Here is a 26119-nt window from a genome sequence, read left to right as displayed (position 1 = left end):
ATGCCTAAGAAAATCCTTGTTTTACATACAGGTGGAACTATTTCCATGCAAGCAGACGCCACTGGTGCCGTTGTAACTAGCCAGGAAAATCCCATGAACCATGTTTCCAATCCGCTTGAAGGGATTGAGGTTCATGCCCTAGACTTTTTTAATCTGCCAAGCCCTCATATCAAACCCAAGCATATGCTTGCACTCTATCATAAGATTAAAGAGGACGCTGATAACTACGATGGAGTTGTCATCACACATGGTACAGATACCTTAGAAGAAACAGCCTACTTCCTTGATACCATGAAAATTCCGCCCATCCCCATCGTTCTAACAGGGGCCATGCGTAGTTCAAACGAACTTGGTAGCGACGGTGTATATAACTATCTGAGCGCTTTGCGAGTTGCCAGCGATGACAAAGCAGCCGACAAGGGTGTACTGGTCGTCATGAACGATGAAATCCACGCAGCCAAGTATGTTACTAAAACTCATACGACCAACGTCAGCACCTTTCAAACTCCAACACATGGACCGCTTGGTCTCATCATGAAGCAAGAAATCCTCTACTTCAAAACGGCTGAACCTCGCGTCCGGTTTGATCTCGAACATATTCAAGGTCTAGTTCCCATCATCTCAGCCTATGCAGGTATGACAGACGAGCTGATTGATATGTTAGACTTGGAACAGCTGGATGGCTTAGTCATTCAGGCTTTTGGAGCAGGCAATGTTCCAAAAGAAACAGCTCAAAAGCTGGAAAATCTCCTCCAAAAAGGGATTCCAGTCGCCTTGGTCTCACGTTGTTTTAATGGTATTGCTGAACCTGTCTACGCCTACCAAGGCGGAGGGGTGCAGTTGCAACGAGCTGGTGTTTTCTTTGTCAAAGAACTCAACGCTCAAAAAGCGCGCCTCAAATTATTAATTGCCCTTAATGCTGGACTAAAAGGACAAGCCTTAAAAGACTATATGGAAGGCTAATCCTCTTCTCTAGAACACAAAATCAGGAAATCTTCGCGATTCCCTGATTTTTTCTATTTACGTTTTCGTGTTGAACGACGTTCTGTCAAACCATGGGGTAAGAGAACTTCACGTTCTTCCAACTCTTCCTTATGCATAATCTTAGTCAACATACGCATGCTGATAGCGCCTAGGTCATAAAGAGGTTGGGCAATAGTCGTCAAGTTTGGACGAGTGAATCGTGCAATCTGAGAGTCATCTGTCGTGATGATTTCAAACTCTTCTGGCACAGATACGCCATGGTCAGCCAAACCATTCAACACACCTGCCGCCAATTCATCACCTGTTACAACTGCAGCTGTAGCTTGTGATGAAATCAAGCGTTCTGCCAAGGCATAACCATCGTCATAGCTGTATTTTGATTCAAAGACCAATCCCTCACTATAAGAATGTCCAGCTTTTTTCAAGGCTTCCTTGTAACCAATCAAACGAACCTTGCCATTGATATCATCGACGAGTGGTCCACTCACAAAAGCAATCTTTTCGTTTTCTTTGAGAAGATAGCTCACAGCATCAATCGTTGCTTGTTTGTAGTCGATATTTACACTTGGAAGTTGGTGTTCTACATCCACAGTACCAGCAAGAACAACCGGTGTCCGTGAACGAGAAAACTCTGAACGAATCTTTTCAGTCAAGTGATAGCCCATAAAGATAATCCCATCGACTTGTTTTGAAAAGAGAGTGTTAACCACTGAAACTTCCTTTTCATCATCCTCATCACTATTTGCTAGGACAATGTTATACTTGTACATTTCAGCAATGTCGTCAATCCCCTTAGCAAGCGTTGAGAAATAACCATTGGTAATGTTCGGAATCACAACTCCGACTGTCGTTGTTTTCTTGCTAGCCAAACCACGTGCTACCGCATTTGGACGATAGTCCAAGCGATCAATCACTTCTAGGACTTTTTTTCGAGTGTTCTCTTTAACATTCTTGTTGCCATTAACGACACGGCTAACTGTTGCCATCGAAACTCCTGCTTCACGGGCGACGTCATAAATCGTTACTGTATCATCTGTGTTCATTCCGTTTCCTTTCTATAATGAAAATTTCGCTTTCACGCATCTACTTACTCCATTTTATCACTTATTGTAAACACTTTCAAGTATTTTTTAGAGAAACTTTGAAAAAATTTCACAGTTTATTCCCATTTTGAAAAAGCGAGTAGGATTTCTTGATTTTTGAGATATTTTGCTGTATGATAAGGAAAATAAAAGGGGGAGGAAAACATGGCTTTTACAAATACACAGAGACGTTCCGCTAGCTTTGGTGTCGTGACCAGCTTGCCTGATGATGTCATTGACTCTTTATGGTATATTATCGATCATTTCCTGAAAAATGTCTTTGAATTAGAAGAAGAACTTGAGTTTCAACTGCTCAACAATAAGGGGACCATCACCTTCCATTTTTCTAGCCAGCACCTTCCGACTAGTATCGATTTTGATTTCAATCATCCTTTCGATCCGCTTTACCCTCCTAGGGTCCTTGTTTTAGACTTGGACGGTAGAGAAACCATCCTCCTTCCAGAAGAAAATGACCTATTTTAAAAACTCTAGCTTCTCGGCGTAAACTGCTGAGGAACTAGAGTTTTCTTTTTCTAATAAATGGATCGACTGACAACTAGACCGTTTGGTTTTGTATATTCTAAGTCAAGATAATCCTGATAAGTCCCTGGCACAATGAAACCTTGAGGACTCAATATATCAGTCCCAGCTTTTCCCACGATAGAGTCTGCCAGCAAAACACAATTGGTACTGAGAACAAAGTAGGTCTTAAACTCGGATGAGCTGAATTTATAGAGGGTCGCATCCGCTTCCTCTTTCAGTTGGTAGGAGTAGGTATGCTTGACCTCTCCCTCTCTTCTTTTCATCAACTGTGAGCTTGGTTCCCAAGGAATTAACAGGTCTTCTATCTCTGCTAGGCGAGCTTGGATAGCTGTTTTCTGTTGGTCCGTCAAACTCAGACCATAAGCAAACAAGGTCTTCTGACTTTCCCTCTTGCAGAGTTCGATGTATTTTTCCCGATTAGCCTTAAACAAAACACCATCTCCAACCATACCGAATAAACGCTCCGAGCGGGGATCATAGGAACCATAGGAAATAACTGTCCCTTGATAACAAATATCCACATGTCCCATAGCAAGGAAGAAGGAGGTTTCTGAGGTATGGACAAAAATTTCCAGATCAACCGTCTGATCATTTTTTCTTTCTGAATGAACTTCCCCTTCTTGGCTTTCATGATTTGACAGCCACTCATTTAGTTTGCGCAAGGTGCTGATAGGAATCAGAGCCGTCACAAAGATCGGCAGAGTCATTCGCATACGTCGTTTCAGCTTGGGATTGTTTTCTATCCTTTCAAAAAAGAAACCGTCCCGGAGGCTACTAGCTCCTAGCATGAGCAAGTAAAACCCAAGCAAGAGCAATTCAAAATTCGCTGCATCGTGAAAAGGAGAGATGCTATAAAGACCGAATCCTATCATCCATACAGCATCGAAGAGATGATGGAGCCGAGGATGAATGGCATTTTTTCGATAGAGAGACCAGGTCACAAGACTAATGATGCCCGTAAACAGCTGGTAGCTCGCAATGATAAAGACCAAAAGATAGAGGGCAAGGTCTTGCAAGATGATAGAGTCAAACACCAGAGCCGCAACCACCAGCTTGCCCAAGGTTACAAAGATATTTTCCCGACGTTTTTTATCCTGAAACCAGCGAGTCAACAAGTGCCAAACTGCTGACAAGGAAAAGTAGCCCATCAGCAACTGGTACCCCATTCGCGGAATGACTTGTCCAAAACGAATCAAGAGAAGCCCTAAAACAATAGCAAGTAGTCCCTCCCCAATACTCTTCCACTTACTATAGGTCTCGGAAAGCTTAGGCATTTCCTTGCTCCAACTGGTCAACCAAGTAACGAATTGGTTGTTTTAAGATTGGATGGATAAAATGGGGAGCTATTTCCACTAACGGCTCAAGAACAAAGAGGCGTTCTGCTATATAAGGATGAGGCAAGATGAGTTCGTCTGTGTAAATAATCTGGTCCTCCACAAAGAGTAGGTCCAAATCAATCAAACGAGGCCCCCAATGCACCTCTCGAACCCGTCCCATTTCTGACTCAATGGCTAATAATGTTTCTAACAAGACTGGTGCTGGTAGCCAGGTTTCTACTTCAATCACCTGATTGACAAAGCTATCCTGTTCCACACCACCCCAAGGTTCCGTCGCCAAGACACTGGACTCTTTGAGAATATGGATACCTCGAGCTCGCAGTTTGTCAATAGCTTGTTCCAAGTTTGCTTGCTTGTCCCCCATATTGCTTCCTAGAGCGATAAAGGCCCGCTGCTTACGACGGTGAATGGTCACCGAGCAAGTATCTAGTGGCAAATGCACTGGAGCCCAAGGTTTTTTTAGTTCCAACTCAATCTCTTGGACAAGAGGATAAGTCTCAAAGGTACGTTCAACTAGTTTGTAGGTTACCGTTTCAATCAAGTCCTCAGTGCTTTCCTGAAACCAAGTCGTCCACTGCTGACACAATTCTCCGTAATGGATAGAAGCTGTTAAATCCAAGTCTGTAGCCGCCTTGGTCATATCATAAGATAAGCTTGCGGAAATAACAAACTTCTGCCCCAATTCCTTCTCACTAGGGAAAAGACCATGATAGGCAAAAATTTCCAAATCTTTAATCTGCAGTTGATCCATAACTAGTCCTTTCTAGAAAAATCCGCCCAAAGCGGATTCTTTTTATACTCAATGAAAATCAAAGAGCAAACTAGGAAGCTAGCCGCAGGTTGCTCAAAGCACTGCTTTGAGGTTGTAGATAAAACTGACGAAGTCAGCTAAAAACACTGTTTTGAGGTTGTGGATAGAACTGACGAAGTCAGTAACCGCACCTACGGCAAGGTGAAGCTGACGAGGTTTGAATTTGATTTTCGAAGGGTATTATAGTCCCATTAAACGATAAGCCTGGTCTCGGAGGTCTTTATCTGTTTCAAATACACCTCGCACTACTGTCGTCAAGGTTGCCGTGCCTGGCTTTCTGACACCACGCATGCTCATACACATATGTTCCGCCTCAATGACAACAAAGGCTCCTTTAGCACCCAGATAGTCCATCAAGGCATCGGCCACCTCAATATTCAAACGCTCTTGAATTTGTGGTTTTTTAGAATAAACTTCAACCGTACGGGCAAGTTTGGACAAGCCTGCTACACGTCCATCTGGAATGTAGGCAATGTGCGCTCTCCCATAAAAGGGCAGGAAGTGGTGCTCACACATAGTATGGAAAAAAATATCCTTTTCCACTACCATATTATCATCAATAATCTCAAAGGATTTTGACAGGTGTTCCTCAGCAGTTTGGCCAAGACCTGAAAAAATCTCTTGGTACATACGGGCTACACGAGCAGGTGTTTCCTGCAAGCCCTCGCGGTTAGCGTCCTCACCAACAGCTTCGATAATCATTTTTACAGCCGTTTCAATCTTTTGTGTATCCATTCTCGTTCTTCCTCTCCATCAGATAGGCTCTCACTTGGCTCAAGAAATACAAGGAACCTGTGACAATCCTAACTGTTTGTTTCTCTTCATTTTTATCTGTCAATTTCTGCTCTAGAAAATCCTGCCAACTTTGGTAATTGAGATTTCTAGACTTGGCTGTCTCTTTCAGCACGCTTTCATCCGTCGCCCGACTATCGTCAAAATGTGTAAGGGTAAGCTCGGTATCTGGCATTTCCCCTAGCAAGTCCAGCATATCCTCCAAAGCCTTGGTTTTGATGCAGGTAAAGAGGATTTCCTTATGATAATCCGCAAAGCGTTCTTGTAAGGTTGCTAGTAAAGCCTTGATAGCATGGGGATTGTGGGCCCCATCCAAAAGCAGCAATGGGTCGCTAGACACGACCTCCAGACGCCCTGGCCATCTGGTTTCTTTCAAAGCTTGAGCAACCAAGACATTACTTGCCAACTCCCGCCCAGTCTCCTGGCAATAAGTGTCTAGGAGGGCAAGCGTCATCCCCGCATTTTCTATCTGGTGCAAACCAAGCAAACCAGTCTGAAAGAGACCTTGTCTGAGAGAACTGGTATAATCAAATATTTCACCCGTTACCACACTTTCTTGGTGACTAACTTGATAATCTTTCCCATAGGCAAGTCTAGGCGCATTTTTAGCTTCTGCAATAGAGTCTATCACAGTCAAGGCTTCAGGAACAATATGACCTGTCACCAAGGGAATACCTTGTTTGATAATACCAGCCTTCTGCTCTGCTATGGCTTCCAAGGTGTCACCAAGTAGGGCCACATGATCCAGTCCAATGGTCGTAATCCCTGTCAAAATTGGCTGACAAACATTAGTACTATCCAAAAGACCACCCATGCCGACTTCCATGATAGCCACATCTACTTGCTCTAAGGCAAAGTAATCATAAGCTAGAGCTGTGATAATCTCAAACTCGGTTGTTCCCTGCAAATTGTCAGCCGATTCTCCCTCAAGCAAAGACTGATAGTCTGCCATGAGGGCTTCTAGCCTAGCCTCGGGGATAGATTCCCCATTGATGCTAATCTGATCCGTATAATGAATGAGATAGGGCGAGCTGAACACCCCAACTCTCAGTCCTAGCTTTTCCAGCATCTTTTTCAAAAAAGCAATGGTAGACCCCTTGCCGTTGGTCCCTCCGATATGGATGACCTTGAGTTTGAGATGGGGATTGCCTCGCAGAGCTAGGAGTTCTACCATGCGTTCCAAGCCAAAATGTGGTTGGTCCGTCCGGTAGTGGGCAATCCACTGATTGTTTTGAATTTCGTTCATCTTATTTATATTGTTTTAAATCTAGATTTTCTGCATCATCTGCCAAACGAATGGCTGACGCAATTTCAACCGCCATCCTGTGACTGGCTACATCGTGCACACGCACTACTTCGACACCCTGTCTCGCAGCGATACTAGTTACATGAGCCGAAGCTATGTCTCGATTACGAAAACCGACTTCCGTTTCAGGATTAACTTCAAAACCATTTTCTTCCAGGATATTGATAACAAATCGCTTACGCGAAACTCCAAGAAAGATCGGATAGCCTTGCTGGTGTAGTTTATCTAGATCCCGTAGAAGGAGTAGATTTTCCTTCTTGGTCAGACCAAAGCCAATCCCTGGATCCAGCAGAATATTTTCTCTTGCAATCCCAGCTTGATCCGCTCTCGCTAGAGCTCGTTCAAAGAAAGCCTCCATCAAGTCTTCGATTGGCATTTTTTCAAAGTCAGCTAACTCTTCCTCTGTAAAAGCTTGTCCAAAGCCAAAATGAGGAAATATGAGCGAACTAGGGTGCTGAGGTCGAGCCATGACTGGATTAAACATGATGACTACTTTCGCACCAGCCTTAGCAACCACATCCGCCATTTTCTCATCTCCCATGAGACCCGTAATGTCATTTACCAGATTGGCACCAGCAGCCAAAGCAGCCTCTGCCACCTGACTTTTCCAAGTATCGATGGAAATGAGAACATCACTTTCCTCACAGATAGCTTTAATCACTGGAACAACACGCTGGATTTCCTCTTCTATCTCAACATAGCTACTGCCACTGCCCGGCCGAGTCGATTCTCCACCGATATCAAGCATGCTCGCTCCTTCAGCTATCAATTTACGGGCTTGCTGAAGCGCCTGGTCAACAGCAAAAAACTGACCACCATCCGAAAAGGAATCTGGTGTTACATTGATAATTCCACAAATAGCTGTTTTTGCCTGACTAGCTTTACTGAACATAAGGTCACTCCTCAAGGTTTTTCACCACATTATTTCTCTATTATACCATAAAAAGAAAAAGATGGATACGCTAGTATTCATCTTTTCCAAGCGGCTAATGGTTTAGAATGATAGACCTAGATTTCTACTAATCAATACCAATAAGGCCAACAAACAAAATGCAATACCATTGAGAATCATATGAAGCAAAATGGACATCTCCAAACGCTCAGTCTTATAGGCTGTCCAAGTCAAAACCGTTGACATTCCTCCATAAATAATCACAGAAGGCAGATTGGTTGGCGTATGGAGCAAGGCAAAGACGATTGCACCAACAATAAAACCTAGTTTTTCTTTTCCGCGGAAGATCTTTTTTGGAATAATCCCACGACACAAAATTTCTTCACAAATCGGCGCAATCAAGACTAGTAGGAAGAAAGTTGAAATCAAGGAACTATTCTGAACCAAACCATTCAGTATTGATTGGTTACTGGTTGTTGCCTCATTTGTTAGTCGAAGCAGTAGTGAACCCAAGAGATTTGTCGCAAAAATCACCAGATAACTCAGTACCAAGCGAGCCAAGTCTTTTGCCTTAAAAAAGGATAGATTAAAAGTAGCAAGTTGTGTTTTTCGTGCACCAATAATGAATACAATCAAAACGACTATGGATAGAGCACCTACTAAGAGCCCTGACTGTAAAATCGGAAACTGTTTGTTTGCTAAAAACAAAGCAAGTCCTATGGGAAATTGAGATAGAACAAAAGCTACCAAAAGGATGATCACCCATTTCCCTCTGTTTAAAATCTCTTGCCAAATCGTCTTATCTTTCATGATGTACCTCCTTATAAGAAAAAGGGGAGACTCCCCTTTTTCTATTATACCATTTATAGCGCCATACTGATATAGTTAAGGATAAACAAGGCATCCAAAATCCAAATCATCACGTGCACATCCTTGGCTTGACCTTTGACAACTTTTGTCAAGGTGTATGTCAAGAAACCAACAGCAATCCCTTGTGTGATAGAGTAGCTGAATCCCATAAAGATAGATGTGAAGAAGGCAGGAACCGCTTCAGCCATATCATCCCAAGGGATATTTTTCAAGTTAGAAAGCATCATGATTCCGACGATGATCAAAATTGGTGCTGTTGCAGCTGTCGGAACAATCGCTAGAAGTGGGCTAAAGAAGCTAGATAGAGCAAAACAGATCGCAACCACTAGGGCTGTCAAACCAGTACGTCCACCAGCACCGATACCCGCCGCAGACTCAACATAGGTTGTGACGTTTGAAGTACCTGCAATGGCACCTACCGAAGTTGCCACCAAGTCAGAGTATAGAGCCTTGTCCAATTTAGCGGACTCATGGTTTTCCCCACTTGTCGCAACGATACCAACTTTTTCACCAGTACCGATAAGAGTACCGATTGTATCAAAAATATCCGTTAGTGAGAAGGCAAGAATAGCCATCAAGGTTTCTGGTAAACGTGAAGTGTTTGAAATCAAAGATCCTAAACCTTCTGAACCAAGAGCAGCACCAAACAAAGTTCCTAAATCATTAACCGCTGCTGAAAGATTGTTGCTAGCAAAGTCAATCCCTGATAATTTGACAACACCAACAGCAATGGCAAGGACTGTCGTTGTTAAAATAGAAAGAATGATTCCACCCTTGATGCCTTTAACAACAAAGAAGATGGTAATAGCCAGACCTGCAAGAGCCACCAATACGGCTGGAGTATTGAAGTCTACCAATCCTGGAACAGCTGCGGAGTTTGCAGTAAGTGCAGCTTGAGCCTTGTCTGCTCCTTCACCTGCTACAGTATAAGTACCTGGGTCAATTGAGAATTTCAAGAGACCGGCATTCTTAATCCCAACATAGGCAAGGAAAACACCAATACCAGCCGAAATAGCTGAGCGAAGTGTTGTTGGAATAGATTCGATGATCATTTTACGAACATTTGTCAAGGTAATAATCAGTGAAATAATTCCACAAATGAAGACCATACCAAGAGCTTCTTTCCAAGTATAGCCCATCCCAAATACAACTGTAAATGTGAAGAAGGCATTTAGTCCCATACCTGGTGCTTGTGCGTATGGCAAATTAGCATAGAAAGCCATCATCAAAGTACCGACTACAGAACCGATAATCGTTGCCAAGAACACACCTTGAACAGGCATACCCGTTTGGGAAAGCATTTGAGGGTTTACAAAGAGAATATAACTCATTGCAAAGAATGTTGTTAAACCAGCAAGCACCTCTGTACGGACATCTGTCCCGTGCTCTTTTAGTTTAAATAGTTTGTCCATCTTTAATCTCCTTTTGTTTTTTACGAACAATATCAGTATTATATCATTTATCATTCACCTTTTCAATATGTTTGTTTGATTTATTTAATAAATCAAAGCAACTGTAGTTTTTGTTCTTGTCTGCTTTTCTTCCTTCTTTTTGATATAATAGTAGACATCTTATCTGGAAACGACTAGGAAGGTTTATATGACTAAAAAAATTATCGCAGTCGATTTGGACGGAACCCTGCTAAATAATGAAAGCAAGCTCTCCGATTTCACCAAAGAGACGATCAAAAAAATTTCAGAAAAAGGACACCATGTCATCATCACGACAGGCCGTCCGTATCGTATGGCAAAAGACTTCTATCGTGAGCTAGAATTGCATACTCCCATGATTAACTTTAATGGTTCCCTTACCCATCTACCAGGACAGGCTTGGGCGCATGAAAAGTGCTTGACCTTGGACAAAAAATACCTCCTAGACATGGTCAAGCGCACGGAGGACATCCAGGCCGACTTTATTGCAGGAGAATATCGAAAAAAATTCTATATCACGACTCCGAATGAAGAAATTGCAGATCCTAAACTATTTGGCGTAGAGAACTTCCGGCCAGAAAATCAATTCAAACCTGAACGAGTAACCAAAGATCCCAACTGCATCCTCTTGCAAACAAGGGCTGAAGACAAATACGCTTTAGCGGACGAAATGAATCGTTTTTATCAGCACCAACTAGCTATCAATACATGGGGCGGTCCCCTCAACATCCTCGAGTGTACTCCCAAGGGTGTAAACAAGGCCTTTGCTCTAGAGTACTTGCTCAATGTGATGAATCGTGATAAAAAAGACTTAATCGCCTTTGGTGATGAGCATAATGACACTGAAATGTTGGCATTTGCAAGCAAGGGATATGCTATGAAAAACGCCAATCCTGCTCTTCTTCCATATGCAGACGAACAACTTCCTCTGACCAACGAAGAAGATGGAGTTGCCTACGCTTTACAAAATTTATTCCTATAAAAGGGAAGATTGCATGGTCGCAATCTTTCCTTTTTGTTTTCATTTTGTTTTCACAAAAGCGACTTATTTTCTGTATTTTTATATTAAATTTTCCATTACCATTTTCATTTATCTCTCAAAAACATTGATATATTAATATTTTTAAAAAGTCATTCTATGAAAACTTTTACATCTTTTTAGAAAAAGTAGTTGATTTTTATATGAAAACGGTTTATACTTAAAGTTAGGCTTAAAGTTTTCTTAAACATATAGTCAAACATTTTATAAGGAGGAATGACAATAATGAGTATCGGAATCATTATTGCGAGCCACGGCGAATTTGCTGCGGGTATTCATCAGTCAGGATCTATGATCTTTGGTGAACAAGAAAAGGTTCAAGTTGTAACCTTTATGCCAAATGAAGGTCCAGATGACCTTTACGCTAAATTCAACAACGCTGTGGCTGCATTTGACGCAGAAGATGAGGTTCTAGTATTGGCTGACCTTTGGAGTGGATCTCCATTCAACCAAGCTAGCCGCGTAATGGGAGAAAATCCAGAACGTAAGTTTGCCATCATCACAGGACTGAACTTGCCGATGTTGATCCAAGCCTACACAGAGCGCCTTATGGACGCGAATGCAGGTGTGGATAAAGTCGCTGCGAATATCATTAAAGAAGCCAAAGATGGCATCAAGGCTCTTCCAGAAGAGCTTAACCCAGTTGAGGAAGTTGCAACTGCTGCAGCTGCTCCAGTTTCACAAGCTGCTATTCCAGAAGGAACAGTTATCGGTGACGGTAAACTGAAAATCAACCTTGCTCGTCTAGACACTCGTCTCCTTCACGGTCAGGTTGCCACTGCTTGGACTCCAGATTCAAAAGCAGATCGTATCATCGTTGCTTCAGACAACGTTGCAAACGACGAGTTGCGTAAAGAATTGATCAAACAAGCAGCTCCTAATGGAGTAAAAGCCAACGTTGTCCCAATCCAGAAATTGATCGACGTTGCAAAAGACCCACGTTTCGGAGAAACTCATGCCCTTATCTTGTTTGAAACTCCACAAGATGCACTTCGTGCTATCGAAGGTGGCGTGCCAATCAAGACCCTTAACGTTGGTTCTATGGCTCACTCAACAGGTAAGACAATGATTAACAACGTTTTGTCTATGGACAAAGAAGACGTTGCAACCTTTGAAAAAATGCGTGACCTCGGTGTTGAATTTGATGTACGTAAAGTACCAAACGACACGAAAAAAGATTTGTTTGACTTGATTAAGAAAGCAAACGTTCAATAATGTTAATCTGTTTCTATCATTTTTGAAAACAGGATTAAATACTTTATTAAAACTAAATAGAAAAGGAATAAAACCATGTCAGATATTTCAATCATTTCTGCTATCTTGGTTGTAGTTGTTGCCTTCCTTGCAGGTCTTGAAGGTATCCTCGACCAATTCCAATTCCATCAACCAATCGTCGCATGTACCCTTATCGGACTTGCAACTGGTAACCTCGAAGCAGGGGTTATGCTTGGTGGATCTCTTCAAATGATCGCCCTTGGTTGGGCAAACATCGGAGCTGCCGTAGCTCCTGACGCTGCTCTTGCATCTGTTGCTGCAGCAATCATCTTGATCAAAGGTGGTAACTTTACTACTGATGGTATCGCCGTTGCAACGGCAACAGCTATCCCTCTTGCTGTAGCTGGACTTTTCTTGACAATGATTGTTCGTACAATCTCAGTTGCCTTAGTTCACTCAGCTGATGCTGCTGCTAAAGACGGAAACATTGCAGCTGTTGAGCGTGCTCACTTTGTTGCACTTCTTCTTCAAGGTCTTCGTATTGCAATCCCTGCTGCCTTCCTTATCGCTATCCCAGCTTCTGCTGTTCAAGACGCTCTTGGTTTGATGCCAGACTGGTTGAACGGTGGTATGGCTGTCGGTGGTGCTATGGTCGTTGCCGTTGGTTACGCTATGGTTATCAACATGATGGCAACTCGTGAAGTATGGCCATTCTTCGCTATCGGTTTTGCTCTTGCAGCTATCTCTCAATTGACTTTGATTGCCCTTGGTGTCATCGGTGTTGCCCTTGCCTTCATCTACCTTAACCTTACAAAACAAGGTGGAAACGGTGGCGGCGGAGCTGCGACTTCTAACGACCCAATCGGTGATATCCTAGAAGACTACTAGAAAGGGGAACAATCATGGCTGAAAAAATTCAATTATCAAAATCAGATCGTCAAAAAGTTTGGTGGCGTTCACAATTCCTTCAAGGTTCTTGGAACTACGAACGTATGCAAAACTTGGGTTGGGCTTACTCATTGATCCCAGCTATCAAAAAATTGTACACTAAAAAAGAAGACCAAGCGGCTGCTCTTGAGCGTCACCTTGAGTTCTTCAACACTCACCCATACGTAGCTGCTCCTATCATGGGGGTTACTCTTGCACTTGAAGAAGAGCGCGCTAACGGTGTAGAAATCGATGACGCGGCTATCCAAGGGGTTAAAATCGGTATGATGGGACCTCTTGCTGGTATCGGTGACCCAGTATTCTGGTTTACAGTTCGTCCTATCCTTGGAGCCCTTGGTGCATCACTTGCTGCATCTGGTAACATTGTTGGTCCCCTTCTCTTCTTCTTTGGATGGAATGCTATCCGTATGGCCTTCCTATGGTATACACAAGAGTTCGGTTACAAAGCTGGATCTGAGATCACTAAAGACATGTCTGGTGGTATCTTGAAAGACATCACTAAAGGTGCTTCTATCCTTGGTATGTTCATCCTTGCCGTTCTTGTACAACGTTGGGTATCCATCAACTTCACTATCAACCTTCCAGGCAAACAATTGTCAGAAGGTGCCTACATCAACTTCCCAGAAGGTCCTGTTACAGGAGCTGAGTTGAAGGGCATTCTTGGTCAAGCGCTTAGTGGTATGAGCCTAGATAGAGTTCAACCACAAACGCTTCAAGGTCAGTTGGACTCATTGATTCCAGGATTGATGGGACTTCTCCTTACTTTCCTTTGCATGTGGTTGCTTAAGAAAAAAGTATCTCCAATCACAATCATCCTTGCCCTCTTTGCAGTTGGTATCGCAGCTCGTTTCTTCGGTATCATGTAATCTCGGTGAGAATATATAAACAAAAAAGAATCAGGATTAAACCTGATTCTTTTTATGTATCAACTTTTTCTCCTAGTAAGATAATGAAAGCACCCAATCACCACTGCTAGTATGGCAACATAGAGTAGCTGTTTGGCTTCTAAAGGCACAAAAGCTCCCTGTAGGATAAAAGTATTGGCAAGTACACCAACAAGGGCTGCAAGGCTCAAAAACGTGAGCAAAAGCATCTTGTATCGATTAAAAGGCAAGCTGACCTTGGCAACTAGACACAGACCATTGATCAGGGCAAGGAGGAAGCAAATAAATTTGACCTGACCTGGGACAGTGATAAAGAAATTGGTCAAAAGAACACTAGCAACCAGAACGCCACCACCAATCGCCGCGTTGGTTAGGATATCTCTCATAAAGTGAGTGCTAACCTTTTCTTTATTGGACTCAAAAGTCAGGAAGAAGGATGGAATCCCAATCGTAATGGCTGAAATGATTGTAAACTGAATGGGGATAAAGGCAAATTCCAAACCAAATACCACACTCAAAATGGCAAAAACGATGGAGAAGAAGGTCTTTGTTAGAAAAAGAGAGGCTACCTTTTGGATGTTGTTAATGACCCGGCGTCCTTCCATCAAGATATCATAAAATACTGCAAAGTCATCTGTGAGAAAAACAATATTGGATACACTTTTGGCTGCACTCGTAGCCCCCTTCATGGCAAAACTAATATCTGCTTTCTTGAGAGCCAGAACATCATTGACTCCATCACCACTCATGGCAACTGTTTTACCAGCATTTTGCAAAATAGATACCATCTTTTGCTTCTGTTCAGGTGTCACACGTCCAAATATTTCGTGTTCCAAGACCACTCTTTCAAAGTCATCATCGCTCACCTTGGTCATATCAATAGCCCGCGCTTCTTCCTTAAAACCTGCCTTACGAGCCACCCCATATACAGCCACATGATTATCACCACTGATAATCTTCACTTCAACACCTTGAGATTCGAAATAGTCAAAGGTTTCCTTGGTATTGTCCTTAATCTCATCTGACAAAACGACGTGGCCTAGTAGTTCCATATTAGCTGGACTAGTAATCTGGTCCTTGCTATGAGCGAGTGTTAAGATTCGAAAACCTTGCTGTTTCAGATGCTCATAGTAGGCATCCATCGGCTGGGTAAAGCCTAGAAATTCATAGGCTCCGAAGAAATAGGTCCCACTGTCTTTTACTTGGACAAAGGAATACTTGTTTTTACTTGAAAAGGCACCAACTTCTTGAACTTCCCACTTTTTCTCACAGGTTAAGTAAGTCTTCAGAGCTCGGGAAGTTGCATTTTCATCCTCGAAATAAGCCAGATAAGAAGATAGTTTCTCTGCCACATTAGCATTCATTTCTTGGACCTTCATATTACCAGTCGTGATGGTACCTGTCTTATCAAAACAAAGAACATCTACTCGCGCCAAAGTTTCCACACAGTATAGTTCCTGCACTAGAACCTTCTTTTTAGCCAGCTTCATGGCTGCTACTGCTAGGGACACACTAACTAGGAGAATCAAGCCCTCTGGAATCATGCCGACCAAGGCACCTGAACTTCCCAAGACGATTTCAACATAAGTCCGTCCTAGACTAAAACCTCTGACATAGAGCAGAATGGCAACTGGCACCAGCAAGATAGAAACGATTTTTAAAATCTTATCCATATAATCGCGCAGTTGAGAAGGGTATTTTTTGAATTCCTTGCTGGATTTTGCGAGCTTGTTGATATAACTATCGGGACCCACAGCTGTCGCCGTGACCAGACAAGTACCGCTGACGACATTGCTTCCACTCATCAGCTTGTCACCAACTGTTTTAAAGACCGAATCACTTTCACCCGTCAGCAAGGACTCATCAACTTCAATATTCCCTTCAAGGACTTCTGCATCGACAGGCACCTGATCTCCCAGATTGAGATGCAGGTACTCGCCTAGAACGATGTCCTCTGGATCAATCTCAATCGTTTGGCCATCTCGGTTGACTCTGTACTTACTTTTACCAAGCAAACTTAGCTTTTCTAGAGCATTTTTTGAACGCACTTCTTGGAAAATCCCAATGGCTGTATTGATAGCAATCACACCTAAAAAGAGCATATTTTCAAATCGCAAGGTTGTGGCTACCAGAACTGCCAGAGCCAAGTTCATGGCATTAAAGAAGGTAAAGATATTTGAAACGACGATTTCCTTGGTTGTTTTATAGGATTTAATATCGCTGATGTTTCGTTGACGATTCTTGATGTCTTGACTGCTTAAATACTTCATTTCTACTCCGATATCCTTTTGTACTACTATAGTAACACATATCTTTTTCTCTGTCACTTAAAGACTCAAAATAGGAAGAACTCCCTTGGCAAGCATCATCTATCGCCACTTCAAGAAGGACTTAAAAAAGAAGCTAGGATTTCCCTAACCTCTTTTCTTTATACTTTATTCTGCCAAGGCACCCATTGGATCCCATGGTGCAAGTACGATTGGTTCTGCTTCATAAGCAGCTCGTTCTTCTGCTGTTAGTAATTCTTTACGGACAACGATTTGGTAAGTGTATTCATCCATCCAAGCATCTGAGGCAACGAAGTAACCATCTGTACCGACCTTGTCTCCCCATGAGTTTTCAACCTTCCACTTGGTTGACTTGCCATTTTCATCCAAATCCACACCTGTCAAGACCATGGCGTGGGTCATCAAGCTTTCGCTGTAGTCCAAACGTCCAGCCTTGTCTTGAGTGAGTTGAATATCCATGCTTGATTCAAAGTCATAAACATCTGTCGCAAGGATTCCAGCTTTGCGGTTGCTAAGTTGGCCGACATCTGAACCAAACCAAACAGTTTCTCCTGTTTGCATTTGGGCAATCGCCAATTCTTTCAAGCGTTCCATTGGAACGTTGATGTAGCGAACTGCACGGCTACCAACCACATTTCCTAACATCTCAACTGTGTAAGATTTGCCGTAAGGCTTGTCAGCAGTTGGAGCATTGATAACAGAAACGTAGTCTTCTAGAGGAAGATTGACATATTTCCTGTAAAACTCTTGTGGTGTGATACCCTTTTCGCTTTGGTAGTTATCATCCTTATCGCGATAAGCAAAGTCAAATTTACGTGGTGGAAGACCTAGTGACATAGCAAGGAAGTTAAAGATTTCTTGCAAGAGGTCTTCTTTCTTAGCTTGAACAGTCGCTTGGTCTGCACCAGAAGCGAGCAAGTCACGCAAGATTTGAGCATCTTGGCGAAGCAATTTGTTAAGGATGGCATTGAGCTCACGGCTGCTGCTAGATGAGATAGACTCAGGGTAAACAGACTTGGGCACGACACCGTATTTCTCAAAGAGGGACACTACCATATCCCACTGACCACCGTCTTGTTGAGGTGTTTGGAGTAGAAAGCTAACCTTGCGGCTCGTCAATTCTTGGTCTGCAGTCGCAATGACTTGCTCCAAGAACCAGTTGGATTTCTCGTACTTGTCCCAGAAGAATGTGTGGGCTTGTGACAACTCAAAGTTTTCCAGTTTGTATTGAGAGATGAGTTTGTGGCGGAAGGTGTTGAGAGCTGCAAACATCCAGCAACGACCAGAGGCTTTCTGGTTAGTAACCTTGTCCTTGGTCAAATCCAATGAGAAAACAGGTGTATTGTTTACATGGCTTTGGCGACGTTCTAGGGCTGCAAAAATTCCGTTATGGCTGACAGCATTTTCAATCGCTTGGTATTTGACATTTGCTTCATAGTTGGCAAATAGTCTATCTGTAAATGATTCTTGAATCGCGTTCATAGATTCCTCCTTTTATTCTACTGTCTATTATAACTCTTTTCACAAAGGAAGCAACTGAAAAACGAAAAAAGCAAGGACATTCTCCCTCACCTTTTTCTAATATAAAGCAAATTAAGCAATACTTGCAAAGAGCACTTCTAACTCCTCCTTGGTCAAGCGACGCCATTCTCCTTGTTCTAAGTTCTCATCCAAGACTAGAGTTCCCATCGTCAAACGTTGTAAGTCCACCACTTCCTTGCCACAGTAGGCCACCATTCGTTTGACTTGATGGAACTTCCCTTCAGCAATGGTCACACGAACCAGACTTTGATTTTTTTTTGGATCTACTGATACAAACTCCAGTTTAGCTGGCTGGCAGGTAAAGTCCTTGAGCGGAATCCCCTTAGCAAATGTCTCCACGTCTTCTTGGCTCATGATTCCCTCGACTTGAGCCAAATAGGTCTTATCCACATGACGTTTTGGTGAAAGAAGAGCATGGGCAAGCTGGCCGTCATTGGTCAAAAGCAGGAGGCCATGCGTGTCAATATCCAAGCGCCCTACTGGGAAAACTTCCTTGGTCCGAGCCAAATCATCCAGCAAGTCTAGAACCGTTCTATGCTTGGAATCTTCAGTCGCTGAAATGACTCCTTGGGGCTTGTTCATCATGTAGTAGACAAACTCTTCATACTCCAGCACTTGGTCATCAAAGCGAATCTCATCTCTTTCCTCATTGATCTGCAGTTTAGCTGACTTTTCTTTTTTACCATTTACCGTCACCCGCCCAGCCTTGAGCAAGTTTTTGACTTCTGTCCGACTCCCTACAGCGCAGGCAACTAAAAATTTATCTAATCTCATAGAACTATTATATCATACTCAAAAGGAGGCTGGTACAATGACCAACCTCCTTTTCTTTTCATACTCTTCAAAAATCTCTTCAAACCGCGTCAACGTCCATCTGCAACCTCAAAACAGTGTTTTGAGCTGACTTCGTCAGTTCTATCTACAACCTCAAAGCAGTGCTTTGAGCAGCCTGCGGCTAGTTTCCTAGTTTGCTCTTTGATTTTCATTGAGTATCAGATTTAAGAACTTAACTTCCTCGTCTCCAGAAAATAGCTAAGACAACCATAGCACCTAAAACAGCTGGAACAATAGCTATCCCCGCTAGGTTTGGACCCCAAGTTCCAAAGAGCAGGTGCCCCAAAGAAGCACCAATCCAGCCGAGAAACATTTTCCCAAAGCATCCCATGCTTTCTCCACGATTGGTCAAAGCACCTGCCAAGAGTCCCACTAGGAGACCAACAAACATACTTCCAAGCATAGCTTCTCCTTAAATTGCCCAGTCTCCATTACGGAAGAGTGGTACGCGTGTTCCATCCTCACGGATACCATCGATATCCATTTGATTCGAACCAATCATAAAATCCACGTGAACATCTGAACGGTTCAGTCCCGCAGCTTCAAGTTCTTCTTCGCTCATCTCCGCTCCACCAACAACGCTGGTCGCATAGGCTGCACCGATAGCCAAGTGGTTTGAAGCATTCTCATCGAAAAGAGTGTTAAAGAAGGTAATGCCTGACTGAGAAATTGGGCTCGGATCTGGTACCAAGGCACATTCACCCAAGGCACGCGCACCCGCATTTTCAAAGACAAGGTCCTTCATGACCTGATCACCCTTTTCAGCAGTAATGTCTACGATTTGACCATCCTTGAAGGTTACCTTAATGCCTTCGATGATATTTCCGTTGTAGCTAAGTGGTTTTGTAGAGGTTGCATAGCCCTCTGCACGACGGAAGTCAGGAGCCGTAAAGACTTCTTCTGTTGGCATATTTGGTAAGAATCCTTCTCCCTGTGCATTGATAGCACCAGCTGATTCCCAAACGTGGTTCTTAGGCAAACCAAGTGTCAAATCTGTTCCTGGCGCTGTGTAGTGAAGGGCTGAGAATTGTTCTTTATTGAGCATTTGAGCCTTGCTCTTGAGGATAGCAGCGTGTTCTTCCCAAGCCTTAACGGGATCTTCTTCGTAGACACGGCAAGTCTTGAAGATTTGATCCCAAAGGAGATCAACTGCTTCTTCATCGCTTGCAGCATTTGGAAAGACCTTCTTAGCCCACTCAAGTCCAGCAGCGGCTGCTACAGTCCAGCTAACCTTGTTTGATTGAGTTGCAATGCGCATTGGCTTCATCGCAAGTCCCATCGCTTTAGCAGAAGCTGAAAGCTTGTCAGCGTCCACTCCGTTCAAGGCACCTGGGTCAGAGGAACGAACCCCAAGACGGCTAGCCTTGTTCTCCAAGAGGTAGTTCATCTCAGCAATCTTGTATTCTGGCTCATTGTCCAAACGCTCCATTGGTGCATGGAGGAATTTCTCACGGTTAATCACATCATCTGTCCACTGAACGATGACCTCATGCGCTCCCAAGGCATAGGCTTCTTTGACGATCAAGTGAGCCAACTCGCGTTGCTCCACATCGATTGAGAGAGCCAAAGTGTGACCAGGTTGCACGTTAATTCCATTCGCAACCAACAATTTCGCATATTTTTCTAGATTTTCTTTAAAATTTGGTAAAACCATTCTATTCTTCCTTTTCTTTTGTTATTTTTCCTTCAAAGCAGAAAATAATCCTGCTAAAGCAATGGCACCAGACAAGAGCGCTGTCGATAGAATAATTGTTTCATCTGCCAGCTCTAGCTGATAGTCAAAAATCTTTTCAGCAGGTTTATCTTCCGCAAAAATTCTTAGTTTCATTTTACTTCTCCTCATCTCCTTTAAAACAACTCATCAAACAAACTCAACTGGTTATCCTCTGGCATATTACCAAGAATCCCCATTTCATCCATCTTTTCAACCAAGGTAGATGAGAGTCCGCCACGCTTTCGCAGTTCTGTCTTAGAGAGGAACTCACCCTCTTCACGCGCACGCACCAACTGCTTAGCAACGTTCTCTCCCAGACCATCCATTGCTACAAATGGTGGGATGAGGGTATCTCCATCAATGATGAATTCAGTCGCATCACTACGATAGAGGTCTAACTTGCCAAACTTAAAGCCACGTTCCCACATTTCATTGACAATCTCAAGAGTTGTATAGAGGTCAATTTCCACATTAGAGGCTTCATTATTCTTCCGTTTTTCAGCGATTTCTTCCATTCTACGTTTGATGGCATCCAAGCCCGCACCCATGGTCTTGATATCAAAAGCCTTAGCGCGGATGGAGAAGTAAGCACAGTAATAATAAATGGGATGGTGAACCTTGAAGTAGGCCACACGCAAGGCCATCATAACGTAGGCTGCCGCATGGGCTTTAGGGAACATGTACTTGATTTTCCCACAAGACTCGATATACCACTCGGGCACCTTATTAGCCTTCATAGCCTCGATGTAGCCATTTCGCTCCTCTTCGGAAATCTTCAGCCACAAACCTTTACGCACCCGTTCCATGATGGTAAAGGCCATCTTAGGTTCGAGACCCGCATGCATGAGGTAAACCATGATGTCGTCCCGACAACCGATAACGGTTGATAGGTCCGCAATCCCTTGCTTGATCAAATCCTGGGCATTTCCCAACCACACATCGGTACCGTGGGATAGACCTGAGAGCTGAAGCAACTCTGCAAAAGTCGTCGGATGCGTCTCGTCTACCATCCCACGTACAAAGTTGGTTCCAAACTCTGGAATCCCCAGCATCCCCGTCGGTGTACCGATTTGCTCAGGAGTCACCCCAAGAACATCAGTTCCTGAAAAGAGGGCCATCACGCCTTCATCATCCATAGGAATTTCATTAGGATCAATCCCAGACAAGTCCTGCAGTTTCCGAATCATGGTCGGATCATCATGTCCCAGCACATCAAGTTTGAGGACGTTCTCATCGATATCGTGGAAGTTAAAGTGAGTCGTCTGCCATTCAGCCGTCACGTCATCCGCTGGATACTGGACAGGCGTAAAATCGTAGACATCCATGTAGTTAGGAATAACAACGATTCCTCCCGGGTGTTGTCCTGTTGTCCGCTTGACACCAGCCGCACCCTGAGCGAGACGTTCCACCTCTGCATCACGATAAAACTTCCCATAGTCACGCTCATAGCCCTTGACAAATCCATAAGCAGTCTTAGCAGCAACTGTACCAACCGTTCCCGCACGGAAGGCATACTCCTCACCAAAGATATCACGCACATCCAAGTGGGCGCTAGGCTGGTCTTCTCCCGAAAAGTTCAAGTCAATATCGGGAACCTTGTCTCCATCAAAACCAAGGAAGGTCTCGAAAGGAATATCCTGTCCATTTTTGCTGAGTTTGTGGCCACAGTTTGGACAGTCCTTATTAGGCATATCAAAACCTGAACCATAAGAACCATCGGTGATAAACTCGCTGTACTGACACTGACCACAGACATAGTGAGGAGAGAGAGGATTAACCTCCGTAATCCCAATCATGGTCGCAACAAAACTGGACCCAACAGACCCACGAGAACCCACCAAATAGCCCCGTTCATTGGAACGTTGTACCAGCATCTGCGATGCCAGATAAATCACGGCAAATCCATTCCCCAGAATAGATGTCAATTCTTTTTCAATCCGCAAATCAACAATATCTGGCAGCGGATTGCCATAAATCTCAAAAGCTTTCTTATAGGTCAGCTCAGCGACCGTTTCTTCAGCCTTGTCGATGAAAGGTGTATACAAGTCACCCTTAACGACCTCAACAGGCTCAAAAATTTCTGCCAAGGCATTGGTATTTTCAATAACCAATTTGCGTGCCAGTTCCTCTCCCAAGAAAGCAAATTCATCCAACATCTCATTAGTTGTTCGAAAATGAGCCTTTGGCAAAGGAGCTGGTTGGGCATGTTCACCATGACCGATGGTTCGGTTAATCATAGCCCCCTGGCCCAAACTACGGACAATAATTTCACGGTAAATCTCTTCTTCCGGTTCGATATAGTGGACATTTCCCGTAGCTAGAACAGGCTTGCCAAGACGGTCCCCAACCTCTATCAAACTCTTGATAATAGTCTGGAGTTCCTCCATATCCTTGACCTGCTCTTTAGCAATCAAAGGAGCATAGATTGCCGGTGGCATGACCTCGATAAAGTCATAATACTTGGCCACCTCGACCGCCGCATCCACACCTTGGGAAACAACTGCGTCAAAAACTTCGCCTTCCGAGCAAGCCGACCCCAAAATCAAGCCCTCCCGATGGGCGTCTAGAACCGTTCTCGGTATCCGTGGCACCCCTTCAAAATACTTGGTGTTAGACAAAGAAACCAGCTTAAAAATATTTTTTAAACCAACTTGATTCTTGACATAAATGGTCGCATGTTTAATCCGAGCTTTTTTATAAGAATCTGGACTGATTAGATCAATATTGAGTCTAGCCAGATCGGTCACACCATGTTTTTCTGCTACCTCTGTGATAAAGATGAAAAGCAAACGACCAGTAGCTTCCGCATCGTAGTTGGCCATGTGGTGGTGTTCAAGTGCTACACCAAAACGCTTAGTCAAAGGCCCCAAACCATGACGTTTATACTCAGGATAGAGATTTCTAGCAAACTCCAGCGTATCGATGACTGGCTGGCTAATCTTAGGCAGACCATGGCGCTCATAGTTGGCATTCATAAAGCCAACGTCAAAGGTGGCATTGTGAGCAACTAAGACCGTATCCTTGCAAAATTCTTGGAATTCTTGCAAAACTTGTTCCAGTGGTTTAGCATTTTTGACATGATCATCTGTAATTCCTGTCAACTCAGTAGTAAAGGCTGACAAGGGATGCCCGGGATTGATAAATTCATCAAATTCGGCAATAACATTCCCCTTGTACATCTTAGAGGCCGCAACCTGAATCAAATCATTATAGATGGCTGAAAGCCCCGTCGTTTCCACGTCAAAAACCACGTAGGTCGCTTCTGACAAGTCCATCTCCACTTCGTTATAAACGATTGGAACACGGTCCTCCACAATATTGGCTTCCATTCCATAGATCAGCTGGATTCCAGCTTTCTTAGCTGCCTTGTAGCCATGTGGGAAGGACTGGACATTCCCATGGTCCGTGATGGCAACCGCCTTGTGTCCCCACTTAGCAGCTGTTGCAACGATCTCCTCTACCTCTGATAGAGCATCCATAGTCGACATGTTAGTATGAGCATGAAACTCAACCCGACGCTCACCTTCTGGCATCAAATCCTTACGATCATAGTGAATAACTTCCTGCACATCCTGCACGTTCATGGTCAAATCACGTGTAAAGTTATTCATCTCCACATTCCCACGAACTCGGAGCCAAGAATTCTTCTTAATGATGTCAAACTTCTGAGCCTCTTCCTCATTCTTAACCCATTTTTGCATTGAAAAACTTGAAGTGTAATCCGTCATTTTAAAATTGATCAAAACGCGACCAGTTCTGGTCACTTTATGTTCCACATCAAAAACGACCCCTTCAAAGACCAGACGATTTTCCTCAGTCGTCACGTCAATCATCTGAGTAACTTCAGCCTTATCTAGTTTAGGCTTGGCCATAGCCTTTTTAGCCTGAAAATCAAAGGCTGGCTTCTCTTCTACTGGAGGAGGAGCCATTTGTTCCAATTGCTCCATAGCTCGAAGCGCTTCCTCATTGGCAGCTTGAACAATCTGTTCATTCTCCGTATGGAAGGCTTCCTCCTGCTCTTGTGTAAGAGCATCATTCTTTTCTATTTGGCATACAAAAGCTGGAAAACCAAACTTTTCGAGTTGCTTTGCCAAATTAGGAAGATGATTCTTCTTAAAGTGCTCCTTATCAATCGCCTCTGAACCTTCAATAATGAGTTGATTTCCTTCCGCACGAACATTTAAATTCTGGTAAAGAGATTTAAAACCCTGACTTGCACATGGACCTTCAGAAAAAGCCTCTCTATAGTAGGCATGCAAGAGTTCATTAGAGAATTCTTGAGAAAGAGTCTTGATTTCAAAAACAGTTCGATTCCCTGTCTTAGAAAATTCTTCACGAAGCCCTTTCTTTAACTCCAAAAAGATTTCAATCGGTAAAATATTAGAAAATACAAAATGAAATTCCCAAATCTTACTAATTTTATGAACCACAACACGCTCAATTCTTGCATCAACAAGAGCAGGATCCCGTCTCAATTGATCAGAGATTCCTAGTTGATTCATTAAAATTTCAAACTTACTTGACATTCATTTTCCTCACATTATTCTCTTACTATTTTACCATAATTAAAGAAAATATATGACTAGTATCATTCCTTAAGCACTGCTAGTTTACACAAATTTGTTCCGTAAACAAAAAAGAAGACTCTCAGAATCTCCTTAGTAAATAAAAAAAGATACCTTTAAGTATCCTCGTAATGAATCGGGAAGACAGGATTCGAACCTGCGACACCTTGGTCCCAAACCAAGTACTCTACCAAGCTGAGCTACTTCCCGCGTTAAATAAAAAAATGCACCCTAGAGGAGTCGAACCTCTAACCGCCTGATTCGTAGTCAGGTACTCTATCCAGTTGAGCTAAGGGTGCTCATCATTATATGCCGAGGACCGGAATCGAACCGGTACGATCGTTACCAATCGCAGGATTTTAAGTCCTGTGCGTCTGCCAGTTCCGCCACCCCGGCCTCTCTAAGCGAACGACGGGATTCGAACCCGCGACCCCCACCTTGGCAAGGTGGTGTTCTACCACTGAACTACGTTCGCATCGACCTCTTATTCTATATAAAAAAATGCCGGCTACATGACTTGAACACGCGACCCTCTGATTACAAATCAGATGCTCTACCAACTGAGCTAAGCCGGCTACTTTCTATTATGCGGGTTAAGGGACTTGAACCCCCACGCCGTTAAGCGCCAGATCCTAAATCTGGTGCGTCTGCCAATTCCGCCAAACCCGCAAATATGACCCGTACTGGGCTCGAACCAGTGACCCATTGATTAAAAGTCAATTGCTCTACCAACTGAGCTAACGAGTCTAAAATAACTTCCGTTATCTTAAACGGTCCCGACGGGAATCGAACCCGCGATCTTCGCCGTGACAGGGCGACGTGATAACCGCTACACTACGGGACCTATGGGAGTTAACGGGATCGAACCGCTGACCCTCTGCTTGTAAGGCAGATGCTCTCCCAGCTGAGCTAAACTCCCAAAAAGGAAGTCTCTAAACTTCCTATTCTGCTAAGCGACTTCCATATCTCACAGGGGGCAACCCCCAACTACTTCCGGCGTTCTAGGGCTTAACTGCTGTGTTCGGCATGGGTACAGGTGTATC

Annotated in this window: 21 protein-coding genes, 9 tRNA genes and 1 rRNA gene; 6 read left to right on the top strand and 25 right to left on the bottom strand. The window is 43.5% G+C overall.

Annotation, left to right across the window (positions count from 1 at the left end; genetic code table 11):
* Nucleotides 1-963: an asparaginase gene (locus tag B7721_RS03575; protein ID WP_084877545.1), complete on the top strand. Its 963-nt coding sequence runs from the start codon at nucleotides 1-3 to the stop codon at nucleotides 961-963.
* 53 nt (nucleotides 964-1016) lie between these two features.
* Here the strand turns inward: B7721_RS03575 and ccpA are convergent, their stop codons facing one another.
* Nucleotides 1017-2027, bottom strand: coding sequence for a catabolite control protein A (gene ccpA, locus B7721_RS03570; RefSeq protein WP_001090635.1), 1011 nt, complete (start codon nucleotides 2025-2027; stop codon nucleotides 1017-1019).
* 204 nt (nucleotides 2028-2231) lie between these two features.
* On the opposite strand from ccpA, the gene B7721_RS03565 reads away from it, so the two are divergent.
* Nucleotides 2232-2549, top strand: a complete 318-nt coding sequence (locus B7721_RS03565; protein WP_000886045.1) for a DUF960 domain-containing protein — start codon at nucleotides 2232-2234, stop codon at nucleotides 2547-2549.
* 50 nt (nucleotides 2550-2599) lie between these two features.
* On the opposite strand, the gene B7721_RS03560 is transcribed toward B7721_RS03565, so the two are convergent.
* The 7 genes from B7721_RS03560 to B7721_RS03530 all read right to left on the bottom strand — a co-directional run bounded on the left by B7721_RS03560 (nucleotide 2600) and on the right by B7721_RS03530 (nucleotide 10029).
* Entirely contained in the window at nucleotides 2600-3883 is a 1284-nt protein-coding gene (locus B7721_RS03560) for a hypothetical protein (protein WP_084877543.1), read from the bottom strand.
* Nucleotides 3876-4697 carry a 2-amino-4-hydroxy-6-hydroxymethyldihydropteridine diphosphokinase gene (gene folK / locus B7721_RS03555; protein WP_084877541.1) on the bottom strand — a complete coding sequence of 274 codons (822 nt, stop codon included), beginning with the start codon at nucleotides 4695-4697 and terminating at the stop codon, nucleotides 3876-3878. Before folK ends, B7721_RS03560 begins: the two co-directional genes overlap by 8 nt.
* A 240-nt stretch (nucleotides 4698-4937) precedes the next feature.
* Nucleotides 4938-5492, bottom strand: a complete 555-nt coding sequence (gene folE, locus B7721_RS03550; RefSeq protein ID WP_084877540.1) for a GTP cyclohydrolase I FolE — start codon at nucleotides 5490-5492, stop codon at nucleotides 4938-4940.
* The gene (locus B7721_RS03545; RefSeq protein WP_084877538.1) at nucleotides 5473-6795 is read right to left on the bottom strand and encodes a bifunctional folylpolyglutamate synthase/dihydrofolate synthase; all 1323 of its coding nucleotides are present in this window, start codon (nucleotides 6793-6795) and stop codon (nucleotides 5473-5475) included. The genes folE and B7721_RS03545 overlap by 20 nt, the downstream gene beginning before the upstream one ends.
* 1 nt (nucleotide 6796) lies before the next feature.
* Nucleotides 6797-7747, bottom strand: a complete 951-nt coding sequence (folP, locus tag B7721_RS03540; RefSeq protein WP_084877537.1) for a dihydropteroate synthase — start codon at nucleotides 7745-7747, stop codon at nucleotides 6797-6799.
* Nucleotides 7748-7849: 102 nt separating this feature from the next.
* The gene (locus tag B7721_RS03535; protein WP_084877535.1) at nucleotides 7850-8557 is read right to left on the bottom strand and encodes a CPBP family intramembrane glutamic endopeptidase; all 708 of its coding nucleotides are present in this window, start codon (nucleotides 8555-8557) and stop codon (nucleotides 7850-7852) included.
* 53 nt (nucleotides 8558-8610) lie between these two features.
* Nucleotides 8611-10029, bottom strand: coding sequence for an NCS2 family permease (locus B7721_RS03530; protein ID WP_000359241.1), 1419 nt, complete (start codon nucleotides 10027-10029; stop codon nucleotides 8611-8613).
* A 187-nt stretch (nucleotides 10030-10216) separates the two neighbouring features.
* On the opposite strand from B7721_RS03530, the gene B7721_RS03525 reads away from it, so the two are divergent.
* From B7721_RS03525 to B7721_RS03510, 4 genes are all read left to right on the top strand, one after another.
* Nucleotides 10217-11029 (top strand): Cof-type HAD-IIB family hydrolase, encoded by an 813-nt coding sequence (locus B7721_RS03525; RefSeq protein ID WP_084877533.1) that lies wholly within the window; start codon nucleotides 10217-10219, stop codon nucleotides 11027-11029.
* Nucleotides 11030-11311: 282 nt separating this feature from the next.
* The gene (locus B7721_RS03520) at nucleotides 11312-12301 is read left to right on the top strand and encodes a PTS sugar transporter subunit IIB (RefSeq protein ID WP_049500953.1); all 990 of its coding nucleotides are present in this window, start codon (nucleotides 11312-11314) and stop codon (nucleotides 12299-12301) included.
* 75 nt (nucleotides 12302-12376) lie between these two features.
* On the top strand, nucleotides 12377-13189 hold the full coding sequence (locus B7721_RS03515) for a PTS mannose/fructose/sorbose transporter subunit IIC (protein ID WP_001280317.1): 813 nt from the start codon (nucleotides 12377-12379) through the stop codon (nucleotides 13187-13189).
* 14 nt (nucleotides 13190-13203) lie between these two features.
* A complete protein-coding gene (locus tag B7721_RS03510) occupies nucleotides 13204-14115 on the top strand; it encodes a PTS system mannose/fructose/sorbose family transporter subunit IID (protein WP_000818313.1) in 912 nt (303 codons plus the stop codon).
* A 59-nt stretch (nucleotides 14116-14174) separates the two neighbouring features.
* Here the strand turns inward: B7721_RS03510 and B7721_RS03505 are convergent, their stop codons facing one another.
* From B7721_RS03505 to rrf, 17 genes are all read right to left on the bottom strand, one after another.
* Complete coding sequence (locus B7721_RS03505) at nucleotides 14175-16403, bottom strand: HAD-IC family P-type ATPase (protein WP_084877532.1); 2229 nt, start codon at nucleotides 16401-16403, stop codon at nucleotides 14175-14177.
* Between the two features lie 165 nt (nucleotides 16404-16568).
* Nucleotides 16569-17903, bottom strand: coding sequence for an aminopeptidase C (gene pepC, locus B7721_RS03500; RefSeq protein ID WP_084877530.1), 1335 nt, complete (start codon nucleotides 17901-17903; stop codon nucleotides 16569-16571).
* 111 nt (nucleotides 17904-18014) lie between these two features.
* The gene (locus B7721_RS03490) at nucleotides 18015-18737 is read right to left on the bottom strand and encodes a pseudouridine synthase (RefSeq protein WP_084877529.1); all 723 of its coding nucleotides are present in this window, start codon (nucleotides 18735-18737) and stop codon (nucleotides 18015-18017) included.
* 232 nt (nucleotides 18738-18969) lie between these two features.
* On the bottom strand, nucleotides 18970-19200 hold the full coding sequence (locus B7721_RS03485) for a GlsB/YeaQ/YmgE family stress response membrane protein (protein WP_000901578.1): 231 nt from the start codon (nucleotides 19198-19200) through the stop codon (nucleotides 18970-18972).
* A 9-nt stretch (nucleotides 19201-19209) separates the two neighbouring features.
* Nucleotides 19210-20451, bottom strand: coding sequence for an aminopeptidase (locus B7721_RS03480; RefSeq protein ID WP_084877527.1), 1242 nt, complete (start codon nucleotides 20449-20451; stop codon nucleotides 19210-19212).
* A gap of 21 nt (nucleotides 20452-20472) precedes the next feature.
* A complete protein-coding gene (locus B7721_RS10205; RefSeq protein ID WP_000776613.1) occupies nucleotides 20473-20625 on the bottom strand; it encodes a hypothetical protein in 153 nt (50 codons plus the stop codon).
* A gap of 20 nt (nucleotides 20626-20645) precedes the next feature.
* Entirely contained in the window at nucleotides 20646-25037 is a 4392-nt protein-coding gene (locus B7721_RS03470; RefSeq protein WP_084877525.1) for a PolC-type DNA polymerase III, read from the bottom strand.
* Between the two features lie 175 nt (nucleotides 25038-25212).
* Nucleotides 25213-25286: transfer RNA gene (locus B7721_RS03465), tRNA-Pro, on the bottom strand.
* A gap of 15 nt (nucleotides 25287-25301) precedes the next feature.
* Nucleotides 25302-25375: transfer RNA gene (locus tag B7721_RS03460), tRNA-Arg, on the bottom strand.
* A gap of 11 nt (nucleotides 25376-25386) precedes the next feature.
* Nucleotides 25387-25472 (bottom strand) — tRNA-Leu (locus B7721_RS03455).
* A gap of 7 nt (nucleotides 25473-25479) precedes the next feature.
* Nucleotides 25480-25551: transfer RNA gene (locus B7721_RS03450), tRNA-Gly, on the bottom strand.
* A gap of 27 nt (nucleotides 25552-25578) precedes the next feature.
* A tRNA-Thr gene (locus B7721_RS03445) sits at nucleotides 25579-25651 on the bottom strand.
* 12 nt (nucleotides 25652-25663) lie between these two features.
* Nucleotides 25664-25745, bottom strand: a tRNA-Leu gene (locus tag B7721_RS03440).
* A 5-nt stretch (nucleotides 25746-25750) separates the two neighbouring features.
* Nucleotides 25751-25823 (bottom strand) — tRNA-Lys (locus tag B7721_RS03435).
* A 24-nt stretch (nucleotides 25824-25847) separates the two neighbouring features.
* Nucleotides 25848-25920, bottom strand: a tRNA-Asp gene (locus tag B7721_RS03430).
* Nucleotides 25921-25922: 2 nt separating this feature from the next.
* Nucleotides 25923-25995 (bottom strand) — tRNA-Val (locus B7721_RS03425).
* Between the two features lie 29 nt (nucleotides 25996-26024).
* Nucleotides 26025-26119, bottom strand: a 5S ribosomal RNA gene (rrf, locus tag B7721_RS03420); the annotation flags it as partial.

It is taken from the genome of Streptococcus oralis subsp. oralis (assembly GCF_002096445.1).
Taxonomy (GTDB): Bacteria; Bacillota; Bacilli; order Lactobacillales; family Streptococcaceae; genus Streptococcus; species Streptococcus oralis_N.
Note: the sequence above shows the minus strand (reverse complement) of the source record. Positions and strands in the feature narration are given on the sequence as shown.